At 32.5% G+C, this 16,131-nt stretch carries 12 protein-coding genes; 9 read left to right on the top strand and 3 right to left on the bottom strand.

The features are described from left to right. From DCO46_RS10290 to DCO46_RS10280, 3 genes are all read left to right on the top strand, one after another. Nucleotides 1-1,260, top strand: coding sequence for a hemolysin family protein (locus tag DCO46_RS10290; protein ID WP_116752468.1), 1,260 nt, complete (start codon nt 1-3; stop codon nt 1,258-1,260). Nucleotides 1,261-1,368: 108 nt separating this feature from the next. Next, entirely contained in the window at nt 1,369-3,477 is a 2,109-nt protein-coding gene (locus tag DCO46_RS10285) for a peptidylprolyl isomerase (protein ID WP_116752467.1), read from the top strand. A 286-nt stretch (nt 3,478-3,763) separates the two neighbouring features. Further along, nucleotides 3,764-4,204 (top strand): hypothetical protein, encoded by a 441-nt coding sequence (locus DCO46_RS10280; protein WP_116752466.1) that lies wholly within the window; start codon nt 3,764-3,766, stop codon nt 4,202-4,204. 40 nt (nt 4,205-4,244) lie between these two features. On the opposite strand, the gene DCO46_RS10275 is transcribed toward DCO46_RS10280, so the two are convergent. Beyond that, nucleotides 4,245-5,153, bottom strand: coding sequence for a GYDIA family GHMP kinase (locus DCO46_RS10275; protein ID WP_116752465.1), 909 nt, complete (start codon nt 5,151-5,153; stop codon nt 4,245-4,247). 104 nt (nt 5,154-5,257) lie between these two features. After that, on the bottom strand, nt 5,258-6,571 hold the full coding sequence (locus DCO46_RS10270) for a hydroxymethylglutaryl-CoA reductase, degradative (protein WP_116752464.1): 1,314 nt from the start codon (nt 6,569-6,571) through the stop codon (nt 5,258-5,260). 180 nt (nt 6,572-6,751) lie between these two features. On the opposite strand from DCO46_RS10270, the gene DCO46_RS10265 reads away from it, so the two are divergent. From DCO46_RS10265 to DCO46_RS10240, 6 genes are all read left to right on the top strand, one after another. Beyond that, nucleotides 6,752-8,923, top strand: coding sequence for a S9 family peptidase (locus DCO46_RS10265; protein WP_116752463.1), 2,172 nt, complete (start codon nt 6,752-6,754; stop codon nt 8,921-8,923). A 37-nt stretch (nt 8,924-8,960) separates the two neighbouring features. Next, nucleotides 8,961-10,637: a peptide MFS transporter gene (locus tag DCO46_RS10260; protein ID WP_116752462.1), complete on the top strand. Its 1,677-nt coding sequence runs from the start codon at nt 8,961-8,963 to the stop codon at nt 10,635-10,637. A 1-nt stretch (nt 10,638) separates the two neighbouring features. Next, nucleotides 10,639-12,123 carry a peptide MFS transporter gene (locus DCO46_RS10255; protein ID WP_116752501.1) on the top strand — a complete coding sequence of 495 codons (1,485 nt, stop codon included), beginning with the start codon at nt 10,639-10,641 and terminating at the stop codon, nt 12,121-12,123. Between the two features lie 51 nt (nt 12,124-12,174). After that, nucleotides 12,175-12,642 carry a thioredoxin family protein gene (locus DCO46_RS10250; RefSeq protein ID WP_116752461.1) on the top strand — a complete coding sequence of 156 codons (468 nt, stop codon included), beginning with the start codon at nt 12,175-12,177 and terminating at the stop codon, nt 12,640-12,642. A gap of 225 nt (nt 12,643-12,867) precedes the next feature. Then, entirely contained in the window at nt 12,868-13,320 is a 453-nt protein-coding gene (locus tag DCO46_RS10245; RefSeq protein WP_116752460.1) for a thioredoxin family protein, read from the top strand. 261 nt (nt 13,321-13,581) lie between these two features. Further along, the gene (locus tag DCO46_RS10240) at nt 13,582-14,028 is read left to right on the top strand and encodes a thioredoxin family protein (RefSeq protein WP_116752459.1); all 447 of its coding nucleotides are present in this window, start codon (nt 13,582-13,584) and stop codon (nt 14,026-14,028) included. A 15-nt stretch (nt 14,029-14,043) separates the two neighbouring features. On the opposite strand, the gene DCO46_RS10235 is transcribed toward DCO46_RS10240, so the two are convergent. Next, complete coding sequence (locus DCO46_RS10235; protein ID WP_116752458.1) at nt 14,044-16,080, bottom strand: ComEC/Rec2 family competence protein; 2,037 nt, start codon at nt 16,078-16,080, stop codon at nt 14,044-14,046. Nucleotides 16,081-16,131: the final 51 nt, after the last annotated feature.

The raw sequence follows: 16,131 nt of genomic DNA, 5'->3' as shown, positions 1-16,131 counted from the left end.
ATGGAGATTAGTATTATAATACTATGTTTAATACTATCAGCCTTTTTTTCGGGAATGGAAATAGCTTTTATTTCCTCAAACAAGATTTATCTTGAAATAGAAAAAAAACAAGATAATTTTCTCTCACAAATCCTTACCAAACTTACCGAAAACCCATCTAAATTTATTGCTGCAATGCTTATCGGTAATAATGTTGCACTGGTAGTTTACGGTTTCTATATGGGTGACCTGATTCTGGCTCAAATTGTAACTTTGGGGTATCAGTTTTCGGGTATTACAAGTTTACTTGTTCAGACGGCCGTTTCGACTTTTATCGTTTTAATTACTGCCGAATTTTTTCCTAAATTTTTTTTTCAGATTTATGCCAATTCCTTAATTAGGATTTTTGCAATTCCTGCCTATCTGTTTTATCGGTTGTTTTACTATATAGCCACTTTTTTTATATGGATTTCAGATTTTATTTTAAAGAAATTCTTTAAGACAGAGGGAGATCAGGTACAATTGTATTTTAGCAAAGTTGAACTGGGTAATTATATCACAGAACAAATGAGTTCTGTTGAAGAAAACGAAGAAGTAGATTCTGAAATTCAGATTTTTCAGAATGCGCTTGAATTTTCCGGTGTAAAGGCACGTGATATCATGACCCCGCGTACTGAAATTGTTGATATAGATTTATTTGACAGCGTTGCAGACCTGAAGCAATTATTTATAGAAACAGGATATTCCAAAATTGTAGTAAGTCAAAATTCTCTTGATGATATTGTGGGTTATGTGCATTCATTTGATTTGTTTAAAAAGCCAAAAACAATAAAATCTGTTTTAATGACCGTTGAGTTTGTTCCCGAAACGATTTCTATTAAGGATGCCTTGAACTTACTTATTAAAAAAAGAAGAAATGTTGCCGTTGTTCTTGATGAACATGGAGGAACTTCTGGTATAGTAACAATAGAAGATATTGTTGAAGAGCTTTTTGGTGAAATCGAGGATGAGCACGATTTAGACGAAGAACTTATAGAACAAGAGTTTGGAGAGGGTAAGTATTTGTTTTCTACACGTTTGGATGTTCAGTATTTAAATGAAACCTATAAATTAGATATTCCTGAGGAAGATTCTTATGGCACTTTGGGAGGTTTTATTGTAAATCATACGAAAGAAATTCCGCAAAAAGGAGACGAAATAATAATTGATCGGTATCATTTTGTGATAGAAGAAGCATCAAACAAGAAAATCGAATTAGTAAAAATGACTATAAAAGAGTAATTTTTTTATTAATTAAAAAAAAATGCGTAAAATAAAACACTAGTTGTATTGTTATTAACTAGATAATTGTATTTTCGCAAACTGAATATAAAATTAACAACAATAAAAATGGCAGTTTTAGCAAAAATTAGACAGCGTTCAGCTTTATTGATAGGGGTTATTGCACTTGCATTATTTGCATTTATAATACAGGATCTTATTGGTAAAGGAACATTTAGTCAAAGTTCAAAAGATGTAGGAAGCATCGATGGAAAAGATATTTCATTTGAAGACTTTAGAGTTAAAGTTAGTAATGTTGAAAAAAGTGGCCAGGGAATTTCTTCTACTGAAGCTGCAAACAGAGTTTGGGATCAGGAAGTTTCAATCGCATTATTGTCAGCTCAGTTTGATAAATTAGGATTGAGAGTTGGTGAAAAACATTTAATAGAGGTTTTAAAATCAGATCCAAATATTGGAAAAAACCCTATGTTCTTAAATGCGGCAGGTGTTTTTGACGTTGCTAAGTTTAAAAACTACGTTAATACTACTCCTGATGCAAAACAATATATTGCTGACAAAGAAAAAGATGCCGGATTAAACGCAAAATATCAAATCTATAATACTTTAGTAAAATCAGGACTTTACACAACTGCTAGTGAAGGAAAATTTAAGTATGAAATGGAAGCTAACAAAGTAAACTTTGCTTATGCTGCAGGATTATACTCTTCTATTAAAGATAGTGAAGTAAAAATTTCTGATTCTGATATTGTTGATTATATGAAGAAAAACGAGAAAAAATTCAAAGCGGATGAAACTCGTGAAATTCAATATGTTCTGGTTGAAGATAAAGCTTCAAAAGAAGATGAAGCTGAAATTAAAGCAAGAATTACTGCTTTATTATCAGGAAGTGTAGTTTACAATGCAAAAACAGGTAAAAATGATACTTTAGCTGGTTTCAGAAATGCTACAAACATTGCAGAATTTGTAAACGCAAACTCTGATATTCCTTATGATTCTACTTATGTTGCTAAAAATAGTTTACCTGCAGTTGATGCTGACAAACTTTTTAGTTTACCAGCGGGAGCAATTTATGGTCCATATGTATACGGAAAATATTATGCTATCTCTAAATCGTTAGGATTTAAAGCGGGTGTTAATGCAAAAGCAAGCCATATTGTAATTGGTTACGAAGGTTCTCAAACTCAAAACCCAAAAGAAAAAAGAACTAAAGAAGAAGCTAAAGCTAAAGCAGAAGAAATCTTAGCTCAGGTTCAGGCTAATCCGGATAGTTTTATGATGTTGGCTTTTACAAGTTCTGACGATGCATCAGCTCAACAAGGTGGTGATGTAGGATATTTTGGTCAAAACCAATTGCCATCAGCATTAAAACCATTCAATGATTTTGTATTTAATAACGGAATTGGTAAAATTGGTTTAGTAGAAACTCCTTTCGGATTTCATATTATCAAAATCACTGATAAACAAGACGGTATTCGTTTAGCTACAATTGCTCAAAAAATTGAGCCATCTGAAGCGACTTCTGATAAAGTATTTACTTTGGCTACTAAATTTGAAATGCAGGCTGCAGATAAAGATTTTAATGCTACTGCAAAAGAATTAGGTTTAAAAGTAGCTGCTCCTGTTAGTGCAAAAGCTATGGATGAGGCATTTGGTCCTTTAGGAAACCAACGTAACATTGTAAGATGGGCATTTGATAAAGAAACAAGTATTGGAGATGTAAAACGTTTTGAACTAGCTAATATAGGTCACGTAATTGCACAATACAAAAGCGAAAACAAATCAGGTTTAGTTTCTGTAAGTCTGGCAAGACCTTATGTTGAGCCAATCTTAAAAAACAAGAAAAAAGCTGAAATGTTAAAAGCAAAAATGACAGGATCCAGCATTGAGGCTATTGCTAAAAGTGTTGGTGTAGCTGTTCAGCAGGCTGCTAATGTAACATTAGATAATCCAGTATTACCTGGAGGAGTTGGACAAGAACCAAAAGTAGTTGGTAATGCATTTGCTTTATCTCCTAACAAAGTTTCTGCTCCAATTGAAGGTAACACCGGAGTATATGTTGTGAAAAATATCAGTACAGTAAAAGCTCCGGCTCTTGCTAACCATGCAGAGTATGTTGCTAAGGTAAAAGCACAAAGTGCTTCTGATGCAAGCAGAATTTTACCAGCGTTGAAAAACAATGCTAAAATTGAAGATAACAGATTACAGTTTAACTACTAAGGTAGTAATCAAATAAAAATTTAAACCCGAAATATTCTTATGAATGTTTCGGGTTTTTTTATTGATATACAATTGACTAAATTTGTTTTGTAATAAATATCATTCAGATTTTTGGTAGTTATATAGGAATAATAGAAATATAATCTAAAAAATTTTGCTTATTAAAATTATTACTGTTAATTTGTGCGGATTTTTTAATTAACAAATAGCTTATATTTTGTTTTACAGAAAATTGATGCTCCTATGATAAATAAATACTTTAACAATCAGATAGTTGATGTTTTTAATGTTTAAGTTTTTTAAAAAGAAACCCAAAGTATATTCCAAAATTGAAAATCACATCTTTGGAATTATTACTGAACTGCTAAAAGTAAGCAGCACAGACATCAATTGCGATGAACTGGGAGGGAAGTATTATTTAAGTAACGAAGAACAGCACTTTAAAGTTACTATTCTTGGTAATGATAATGTAATACGACTGACCAATACTCGTGATTCTGTTGCTGAAAAATATGATAAAATTTTCGTGGAAGATGTTTTAAGAGCTGTAAAAGAAGAGAAACACCGCAGAATGGAACTCGTATACGATTCTATTACAAACAGTATTGAAAAGATGGCTGAGCGTCTGCATAATACTCTTATTGAGTCAAATGAGCAGGAAAGCCAAATTGTTCGACGTCTTGAAACAAAAGAGATGAAGACATCAAAAAAAATGAATTTAAATTAATTTTTTTGTTTTAAAAAAAGATTAAGAGATGTTTTTGAATCTATAAGATCATTTCATCGTAAGAAAGAATAGTTTCATAACCTTTTGAAGCAAAATATTCTTTAGGATTCTCTTTAGAAATTACCATTACAAAGTCCCCGCCCCAAGCCCCAAGGCTTTTGATTACTCCGTTAAAATCCGGAAAAACGGCTTCCTTTATTGTTTGCATTTCCAATATAGCACTCAAATGAATTTCATGTTTCTGAACCGCTGAAGCAAACTCTTTTAAAGTTTTTGCATTAAGAATAGTATTTGTAATCTTATTGTTTTCGGCAACACTTTGTGCCAGATTCTGTCCTTTATTGTTGTTATAAGCATATATTGCAGATTTGCTGTTTTGCTTTTTATTTAAATAAACGAAATATATATGCTCTTTAAAATCAGGGTTAAATTCCACAGATTTTACAGCATTATCTTTAATCTGGTACATGACCGGGGTGTTATTTTGTGCACAGGCAATATCATACCCGCTTCCTCCAAAACTATTATTTAGTAAAGTAAAAGCATTAATATCAGCCCATTCAGCAATATTATTGATAAGGGTAGAAGAAGTTCCCAGTCCCCAATTTCTGGGAAAAGTAAGATAAGTACTCACTTTGTATCCCTTTGAGTTATCTATAAACTTTGGATTTAAAACATAAGCTTCGTGAAGGATGTTTAGTAAAGTTGTTTTTATGTTGTCAGCTTTACTGTCCGGGAGATTTATAATTTCGTTAAATAAGATTGTTTCTTCAAACCAGAGTTGATTATCGTGATCGTAACTTTTCCATTCTATCTGGCTGTTTTCTCCATCTTCGATTACCAGATCCTGACCAAATTTTGTAGGCAACGCAAAAGCATCTGCTCCGTCTAAAACCAGATATTCTCCGGCAATAAAAAGTTTTCCGTTACTGTAAAATGTTTGTTTCATATTATATTTTTTAGTCCCGATAATCCCAAATCTGCAGTAGAAACCCTTTTGGATTTTACTTTAAAAAAGAAAAGATTGCAGTGGATAGTGGAAACAGCTCTAAATTATTTTCTTAAATTCTCAATAAAATCGACAACAGCACTATGCGAAATGGTATTTTTCTTAAAATGCGATTTTATTAAATGACGTTCTTCTTCTGTGGCCTCAAACTGATTGATAATGTTGTTTAAATGCATTTTCATGTGCCCTTCCTGAATTCCGGTTGTAGTAAGGGAACGCAAAGCTGCAAAATTTTGTGCTAAACCGGCAACTGCCACAATTTGCATTAATTCTTCTGCAGAAGGTTTTTCTAATATCTCTAAACATAATTTTACCAATGGATGCAAAGAAGTCAATCCGCCAACAGTGCCTAGAGCTAGTGGAATTTCAAGCCAGAAAGTAAAAATTCCGTCTTCAATTTTGGCATGAGACAGACTTGCATATTGGCCATTTCTTGAAGCATATGCATGAACGCCTGCTTCTACTGCTCTAAAATCGTTTCCGGTTGAGAGAATAACAGCATCAACACCATTCATGATTCCTTTGTTGTGTGTTACAGCTCTAAAAGGTTCTACCTCTGCAATTTGAACGGCCTGTACAAAACGTTGTGCAAAATCCAACGGATTTGTAATATGTTTTTCCGTCAAATCTTCAACAGGGCAGGAAACTTCGGCTCTTACAATACAATTCGGAACATAATTGGACAAGATGCTCATGATAACATTAATGTTTTCATTATCTGAAAATAAATCAGAATTTTGAAATTCATCTTTTAAAGTTGTGGCAAATTGTTCCAGGCAGGAGTTGATAAAATTGGCTCCCATGCTGTCTTTGGTTTCAAAAGTAGCGTGAAGCTGAAAGTAATTTTCAAGTAGGTTTCTTTTATCCTTTAATTGTATATCCAGAATTCCGCCGCCACGTTGCTGCATATTTTTGGTTATACTTTGCGTGTCAGAGAAAAAAACAGGTTTTATCTGTTCAAAAAAAGACTGCAATTTTTGGGCATCTCCATTGAATGTAAAGTGCACCTGACCAATTTTTTCGGTATTAATAACGGTTGCTTTAAATCCTCCTCGGGTTGACCAGTATTTTGCCGATTTCGAAGCCGCCGCAACTACAGAACTCTCTTCAATTGCCATCGGCATCGTTTTGTATTTGCCGTTAATTAAAAAATTTGGGGCAACTCCAAGCGGTATATACAGATTGGTAATCGTATTCTCAATAAATTCATCATGCAGCTGTTGGAGCTTTTCATCTGAATTCCAGTAATTTCTTATAATACTTAAGGCTTCGTCAGGAGCCGAAAAATATTTGTTGGCAATCCAGTTAATTTTTTCTTTTTTGGATAATTTAGAAAATCCGGCAACAGCGTTGTTCATTCTCAATATATTAAATAATAATGTTGCAGCAAAGATACTATTTTAGGAGTTTTGATTATAATCTATTTCAAACATGGAAGTACGCAATCGTTATTTTTTTTAACATTTAACACTTAAAATGTGTATTATGTTTATTTTTTTCACTAAAATTGGGCTCTTTTTATATTTAAAATAATTCTGATGAATACAAGTAAAATTACTGTAATATTATTGTTATTAGTTACTACCGTTTTTGGGCAACAAAAAATAACTGTTGAAAATATTTATAGCGGAACTTTCCGGGCGAAAGGAATGGATGAATTACAATCCTTGAAAAATACAGACCAGTATACCGTTTTAAATGTTGATCAGGCCAACAGAAGTATGCAGATTGATTTATACGATTTTGCAACCTTAAAAAAAGTAGCGAATTTAATTGATACAAAGAATCACGCAGCCCTTGCAGACGGAATTGACAGTTATACTTTTGATGCTTCGGAAAAAAAGATTTTAATTGCATGCAATTCGGCTAAAATCTTCCGTCACTCTTTTACTGCAGATTATTTCTTATATGATATCGCATCAAAATCTCTGACTAAACTTTTTGATTTTCAGATTCAGGAACCAACTTTTTCTCCTGATGGAACTAAAATCGCTTATGCTAAAGAAAACAACTTATATGTTTACGATGTAGCATCAAAAAAATCAACACCTGTTACGACAGACGGAAAGAAGAATTCCGTTATTAATGGTATTACGGACTGGGTTTACGAAGAAGAATTTGCTTTTGTGAGAGCTTTTGACTGGAGTAAAGACAGTAAAAAACTAGCTTATATTCGTTTTGATGAAAGTCAGGTACCTGAATTTTCAATGTCAATTTTCAAAAAAGATTTATATCCGACAATTGAAACGTTTAAATATCCTAAAGCAGGAGAAAAAAACTCAGTAGTTTCATTACATATATATGATGCAGGAGCGAATGCAACTAAAAAAGTCGATTTAGGAAATTACAATGACTTCTATATTGCGAGAATGCAATGGACAAATGATAACAATACATTGTCTGCACAAGTTTTAAACAGACACCAGGATAACCTTGATTTATTATTTGTTGATGGAACAACGGCTACAGCAAAAGTAGTTTTAAACGAAAAAGATAAAGCTTATGTTGATGTCACGGATAATTTAACATTCTTAAAAGACAACAGTTTTATCTGGACAAGCGAAAAAGACGGGTTTAATCATATCTATGTTTATGATAAAAGCGGTAAATTAAAAAATCAGGTTACAAAAGGAAACTGGGAAGTTACTTCATATTACGGTTTCGACGAAAAATCAAAAACTATTTTCTACCAGTCTACAGAAAATGGTTCTATTAACAGAGCAGTTTACCGTATTTCATTAGATGGAAAAAACAAGACGGCTTTAGCAAATAAAGTTGGTACAAGCGCGGCAACTTTTAGTCCAAACTTTCAATATTTTATCACCACATTCTCAAGTAATTTACAGCCTACTACTTATACTTTGAATGAGGCTAAAACCGGAAAAGAAATTCAGGTTATTGAAAATAATCAGGCCCTTTCGGATAAGCTAAAAGGATATAATCTTCCTTCAAAAGAATTCTTTGTTTTAAAAACTGCTAAAGGAAATGAACTTAACGCCTGGATTTTAAAACCAAAAGATTTTGATCCTTCAAAAAAATATCCTGTTTTTATGTATCAGTATTCTGGACCGGGATCACAACAAGTAAATAACGATTGGAATAACACTGATGATTATTGGTTTCTTTCCTTAACACAGCAAGGTTATATAGTAGCATGTGTTGACGGTAGAGGAACAGGTTATAAAGGTGCAGATTTCAAAAAAGTGACTCAAAAAGAGTTAGGGAAATACGAAGTAGAAGATCAGATCGATGCAGCAAAAGTAATTGGATCTTATCCGTATGTAGATGCTTCAAGAATTGGAATCTTCGGATGGAGCTATGGCGGATTTATGGCATCAAACTGTATTTTTCAGGGGAATGATGTTTTTAAAATGGCAATTGCGGTTGCTCCGGTAACAAACTGGCGTTTTTATGACAGTGTCTATACAGAAAGATACATGCAGACTCCACAAGAAAATGGAAGCGGTTATGACCAAAATTCTCCAATAAATCACGTTGATAAATTAAAAGGAAAGTTTTTATTGATTCATGGTTCTGGTGATGATAACGTTCATGTGCAAAATTCTATGCAAATGATGGAAGCGTTAATTCAGGCAAACAAACAATTTGATTCTCAAATATATCCGGATAAAGACCACGGAATTTATGGCGGTAAGACGAGAATCCAGCTCTATAATAAAATGACTAATTTTATCAAACAAAATTTATAAAAAGAACTTTATAACCTTATAACAAATAAACAATAATATGGGAGAAACTCAAGTGAAAACGGCGCATCCAAAAGGACTTTGGGTATTGTTTGGGACGGAGATGTGGGAGAGATTCAATTTTTATGGAATGCGTGCTTTATTGACGTTATTTCTTGTGAACTCATTATTAATGAAAGAAGAAGAAGCTTCTTTGATTTATGGAGGTTTTCTGGGTTTATGTTATTTAACTCCTATGTTAGGAGGTTTTATTGCCGATCGTTTTTTGGGAAACAGAAATTGTATTCTTTTAGGCGGATTATTAATGGCAATTGGGCAAATGTTATTGTTTACCAGTGGTAGTATTTTTGAAGCTAATTTAGGATTGGCTAAAACTGTCATGTATAGTGGTTTAGGTGTTATTGTTTTTGGTAATGGATTCTTCAAGCCAAATATTTCAAGTATGGTGGGAAGTTTGTACCCTAAGCAGGAAAAAACAAAATTAGATACCGCTTTTACTATTTTCTATATGGGAATTAACATGGGAGCTTTCTTAGGGCAGTCAATTTGTCCTTTGTTAGGAGATGTTAAAGATGCCGGAGGAATCAGAGATATCCATGCTTTTAGATGGGGATTCATGGCGGCTTCTGCAGCAATGCTTATAGGAACGGTTCTTTTCTACTTCTTGAAAAATAAATACGTTGTGTCTCCGGAAGGAAGACCATTAGGCGGATTACCTTCTAAAAACGTTGCAGAAGATTTTGAAGAAGGAGAATCACAAAAAGCTAATTTTTCGGGGAAAGCTTTAGCTATAGCCGGAGTAGCATTTATAGTTTTAGGATTCTTTTTTCATTATGTTGTCGGTCAGAATTTAATTTATACTTTAATTTATTCTAGTGGATTGGCATTGGCTGGATTAATTATTTCTGATACTTCTTTGACAAAAATTGAACGAGACAGAATTATTGTAATTTATATTGTATCATTTTTTATTATTTTCTTTTGGGCTGCATTTGAGCAGGCTGGATCTTCATTAACGTTTATTGCAGATAACCAAACAGACAGACATTTCTTTGGTTGGTTAATGCCTCCTTCAATGGTTCAGATTTTTAACGGACTATTTGTTGTTGTAATGGCAGTTCCTTTTAGTGTTTTATGGGATACTCTTAGAGCAAAAGATAAAGAACCAATTTCTCCTGTAAAATTAGCAGCTGGTTTAGTTATTATTACAATTAGCTTTTTTATGATTGCAACTCAGGTTTCTTATATCGGAACTTCAGGGTTGCTGTTGGTAAAATGGCTTATCCTGTTATATTTCTTAAATACTTGTGCAGAGTTGTGTTTATCACCAATTGGCCTGTCATTGGTAGGTAAATTATCTCCAAAACGTTTTGCGTCATTATTATATGGAGTGTTTTTCTTGTCTAATGCTTCTGGTTATGCCCTGGGAGGAACTTTAGGTTCTATATTGCCTGCAACAGGTGATAAGTTTGCCAAAGCAAAAGAGTTAGGAATCAATTTACAGGCAATTTTAGATAAAACTATTACACCAACTGCAGATCAATTGGCTCTTTTAGAGAAACACCAAATTAGTGCACAAAATCCCGTTTTTGCAGGATTTGAAATTCACAACCTATATGAATTCTTTATGGTGTTTGTGGTTCTTACCGGTATTGCTGCAATTGTATTATTTGCACTGACTCCTTTGTTGAAAAAAATGATGCATGGAGTTAGATAATATGGAAAACAATATCACTTTAGAAGAAATACAGAATTTTAAAGGCAAATACCCTAAACAATTATGGTATTTGTTTTTTGTTGAAATGTGGGAACGTTTCTGTTTTTACGGAATGCGTGGAGTACTGACATTTTTTATGGTAGATCAGCTTTTATTAAAAGATGAACATGCCAATTTACAATATGGAGCTATTCAGGCTTTTGTTTATGCTTTTACTTTTATCGGCGGAATTTTTGCGGATAAAGTTTTAGGGTTCAAAAAATCTTTATTCTTTGGAGGAATTGTAATGGTTTTAGGAAACCTTCTGATTGCCTTTTCGCCACAGGAATTATTTTATTATGGAATTGCTTTCTCAATCATTGGAACTGGTTTTTTTAAACCAAATGTTTCTTCTATGGTTGGAGAATTATATCATGAAAAAGACGGAAGAAGAGACGCTGGTTACGGAATGTTTTATGCCGGGATAAATGTAGGCGGACTTTTAGGAGGTGCTTTATGTATTTATTTGGGAAAATATTACTCGTGGACCTGGTGCTTCCTGTCTGCTGCAATTGTGATGTTTTTTGGATTGGTAACCTTCTTGTTTACTAAAAAATATTTAGGTCCGATAGGTGATTCTCCATTACTGGAAATGGCGCCAAGTAAAAGAAAATTACGCGAAATTGCAGTATATGTATTGTCCTTGTTGAGTATTCCGTTTATTTTTATAATGGTAAAAAATACAGATTATACAGACTATTTCATGTACACAATTGGTATAGCTGCTGTTTTGTATTTTACTTATGAATTGATAAAATTGGGAGATATTAAGCTTCAGAAGAAATTATTTGCAGCCTTTTTATTTGTATTCTTTTATCTTTTATTTAATGCTATTTATGAGCAGAGTGGTGGTTCATTGTCACTTTTTGCAAAAGATAATTTAAGTAGTAAATTATTATTTTTCACAATAGATCCAAATGTGGTAAATAATAGTTCAAATACCTTTTTTGTTGTTGTTTTAAGTCCGATTATTGGATTGTTATGGCTTTGGCTGGGTAAAAGAAAAATCGAACCCAATACAATTATTAAATTCGGGATAGGATTTCTGTTTTTAGGAGCATCATTCTATATTTTCTATTTAACGAAGTTTTTTGCAAGTTCAGAAGGAATCGCATCTTTAAACGTATTTACTTTTGCTTATCTGGTTACAACAATTGGTGAATTGTGTCTGGGACCAATTGGGATGTCAATTATCACGAAGTTATCTCCAAAGAGATTATTTGGTATGATGATGGGACTTTGGTTTCTCGCTGCTGCTTTTGGACAGCTGGCAGCCGGAAAATTAGGTGCAGAAATTTCTAAATCAAACACAGGAGTTACACTTCTGTCTAAGCTGCAGTCTTATACTGAAGGCTATTATCAATTGGCTGTGTATTCTCTTGTGGCGGGTGTAATTCTAATTGCAATTTCTCCGCTTATCAAAAAATTTATGGAGGAAGTGAAATAGGCGATATTTATCAATTTAAATTTTTCTTAGATTTGTAAAAAATAAAAGAATATGAAAAAAATACTTTTAATAGCTTTCTTTTTAGTTGGGGCATTTGTCACACAGGCACAAGAGTTAAAGTGGTATACAGATGTAAGAGAAGCCATTACGGTTAGTAATAAAGAAAACAAACCAATGCTGATGTTCTTTACAGGAAGTGATTGGTGTGGATGGTGTATTCGATTGCAAAATGAAGTTCTGAAAACACCCGAGTTTACAAAATGGGCAAGTCAGAATGTAGTTTTGGTAGAATTGGATTACCCGAGAAGAAGTCAGCAAACTGCGGAAATAAAAACTCAGAATAGTGAATTGCAACAGGCTTTTGGTATTCAGGGATTTCCAACAATCTATTTTACGAGTGCTGAGTCTAAAGACGGAAAAGTGAACTTTAAAGGTCTTGGTCAGACAGGCTACGTTGCAGGTGGACCATCTGCCTGGTTAGCTGTCGCAGATGGAATTGTTAATCCGAAAAAATCTTAGAGAGAAATATATTAAATATATAAATTTTAGAAAACTTCTTACAGCAATGTAAGGAGTTTTTTGGTTTAGTAGGAAAAGTTATTCATTTGTATTTCGTGAAATTATTATTTTAATATTTATTTGTGGATAAAAAAACATAGAGTGTATTTTTTATATTAATAAAACTTGTAAAATTAAAATATTATGTTAATTTCGTCATTACTAATCTAACCTAAACCTATTTATATGACTAAAAAAATACTCATCCTACTGTTTTTTTTAGGTTCATTTTTTATGCATTCTCAAAATTTAGTATGGAGAACTAATATGACCGATGCAATTGCAATAAGTAATGAACAAAGAAAACCCATGCTGATTTTATTCACCGCCTCAGGTGTACCGGAAAATCTACAAAACGAAATTTTTAAGACTCCCGATTTTGCTGTTTGGTCCAGAGATAATGTGATTCTGGTAAAACTGGATCTTTCAGATATAAATGCCTCTGAAGGTGATAAAGAGCAAAATTTAAAACTAAAAAATGCCTTTGGTGTTGAAAATTTGCCTGAGGTATGTTATGCAAGTGCTTCTATAAGAAAAAATAAAACCACTTTTAGTGCATTAGGAAAAATGACATACAAACCCGGAGGAGCACAATCCTGGATTTCAGAATCGAATGCGATACTGCACCCGAGTGAATAAAGACAAAGTAAGTTTCCATTTTAATTTTATAAATCTCTTTTTGTGTTTACAAAAGGAGATTTTTTTTTTAAATCGCCAAATTTGGTTTAGAATTTTTAATATTTTAACACCTGTTTTTTTTCATTTATTTTAAAATTATATCTCTTTTAAAATATTTTTCATTTTAATTAATGGCTATAGTGTGTTTTTTACACATATGGCTTGTTTGGTAAAGATATTGTGTTAATTTAGTTTCATTAAGTTAACCAAACCCAATCTATTATGAATAGAAAACTACTTTTCCTACTGTTTTTTTTAGTTACATTTTTGGTCAAATCACAAAATTTAGTCTGGACTACTGACATGACAGAGGCCATTGCTATGAGTAACGAAAAAAGAAAACCGATGTTAATTTTTTTCACTGCACCCGGAGCAGCTGAAAACCTCCAGAATGAGGTGTTTAAAAGCCCTGAATTTGAGAAATGGTCACGTAATAATGTGATTTTAGTGAAACTGGATTTGTCCGATTCTTCATCAAATGAAATTAAAGAACAAAACTCCAAATTGAGAACTGCTTTTAATGTTGTTGATTTGCCACAAGTATGTTTTGCCAGCGCCACTATCAGAAAAGGAAAAACGATGTTTGATACTCATGGAAAACTATCTTACATTCCTGGCGGTGCAAGAGCCTGGATTGCCGAATCTGAAGCAATTTTAAATCCACAATAATTGTACTTTAAACTTCTAATTTAATTTGTAAAATCCCTTTTCGGCTGTAGCGTGAAAGGGGATATTTTTTTTACGACAGCTTGTTTTCCAGTATTTCTGGATTGCATATGAATTTGATGCATCAGAAATTATTTCTTTCGGATTAAGATCGGACAAAAGACGATCGAGATTTAACTTTGGTGACTGTGTGAGAATCAAAATGTCTGGTCGGATAGTTTTGGGATAAACCCCGCTACTGTCTATCAAAAGAATTTTCCGGCCATTAAAAAACAATATATTTTCAATTTTATTTACTGATTTTAAAACCCCAAAATTATTAGTCAAATAGGGAATTATAATATTGTTGCCAGGCCCTTTTTCTAATGAAGTGTCATTTGTAAAAAGCTGAATATCTTTTCCTCTCCTTTCTGTTATAATGGTCTTTTTCTTTTTATTAAAAACGATTAATTCGTGCTGGTTTTCAGCCTGAATTTTAGTTATAATATAAGAAGACTGTACCATAACTATGCTGACTAAAACAGCCGCTAATTTATTAAATGAGGGCTTTTTAAACCAAAATACTGCGGTAATTATCAAAAGATAAAAAGCCAGTAAATAGAAAAAATTAAATCCAATATTTCGTATTACAAAAGATTCAAAGGAAGCAACATAATGAATGATCAGGTTTAAGAGATAAATGCTTTTTTCGAAAATCTTAATTATAAATAAAGGACAGCTCCCAAATACAGAAATAATCATAACTATTATTCCTGCAATCATAATAAAAGACAAAACGGGAAGAATTAAAATATTAGTTACAAAGAAAAGCCCGGGAAATTGATGGAAATAATATAAACAAAGAGGAAATGTGCCTATCTGAGCCGCAAATGAAACGCTCAATGCTTCCCAGATATAAAGAGTGATTTTGTTTTTAGGTTTCCAAATTTCTTTAAATAACGGTTGTATCCACAGTATAGAAAATAATGCAATATAGCTGAGCTGAAAACCAACATCAAATAAGAAATAAGGTTCAAATAGTAATATTAATAAAACAGAAACCAGTAAATTGTGATAAATGTTACTGCCTCTTCGTAAATGATTTCCAATTGCCAGAAATGAAAACATCACAACAGATCGTAGGACAGGAGGTGAGAGTCCAGAAACAATTCCAAAAAGAGCCAGTGAAATCAAAATAGCAACCAGTTTTATAAAAGAACCTTTACGGTTATTTGAAATAGGTTTTAAGACAAAGAGTATAAATAACATTATGAAGCCAACATGTAATCCTGAAACAGATAAGACATGAGTGGCACCTGAGTACTGATAATCCTGGATAATGTCCTGGGAGATTTCCTGTTGCTGCCCTAAAATTAAAGCCATTGCAACATTCATTTCGGTTTTATTAAAATGTGCAGCTTCAAGGTTGTGAATTATTCTTGAATTTAATCTGGCAGCATAAAACCAAATATCTTTCCGGATTTTCTGATTCACTTTTATTTCAGATTTTGAAACATAAATCTGGGCATAGATTTGTCTGTTGGAAAGATATTTTTCGTAATCAAACTGATTTGGATTTTTTGGAGCAGCTGTATTTTGCAAAATTGTTTTTGCCAGTATGATATTACCAATTACCAGCGGATTTTTTGTACTGTCTTTTTCGATGTTTACAATGATTTTGCCTGTATATTTTTTGTCTTCAATGTTATTTACGATTGCTACATATCTGTCATTGTAATCGTTGCCTTTTAGTTTTTCGCGTAAAGTAAATGAGATGTAATGATCTTTTTCAAAAGCCTTTTTGAAATGTGTATAATTCGATTCCTGAAGTGAATCGGTATTGAGCAATAAACTCATCATTCCTATTCCAATTGAAATCAGATTAACACTGATTCCAAAAAGGATATTTAATTTTTTATTCTTTTTGGATAAAAAATAAATACAGATAAAGGAAATTAAAGAAATGAAAAGAATGAATTGGGCAATTTCAATTGCCGGCTGCCAATAATAAGAAATTAATATACCAATCAGAAAACTAATTGTAATTCTGACCAAAGGAAAATCGAATACTTTCATGGCTTAAAAGTATTATAATTTTGTAAGAAAAATATTATTTTATTATAAATT

The organism is Flavobacterium sp. HTF (genome assembly GCF_003105115.1).
Lineage (GTDB): Bacteria > Bacteroidota > Bacteroidia > Flavobacteriales > Flavobacteriaceae > Flavobacterium.
This window is presented reverse-complemented; position numbering and strand designations above follow the sequence as displayed.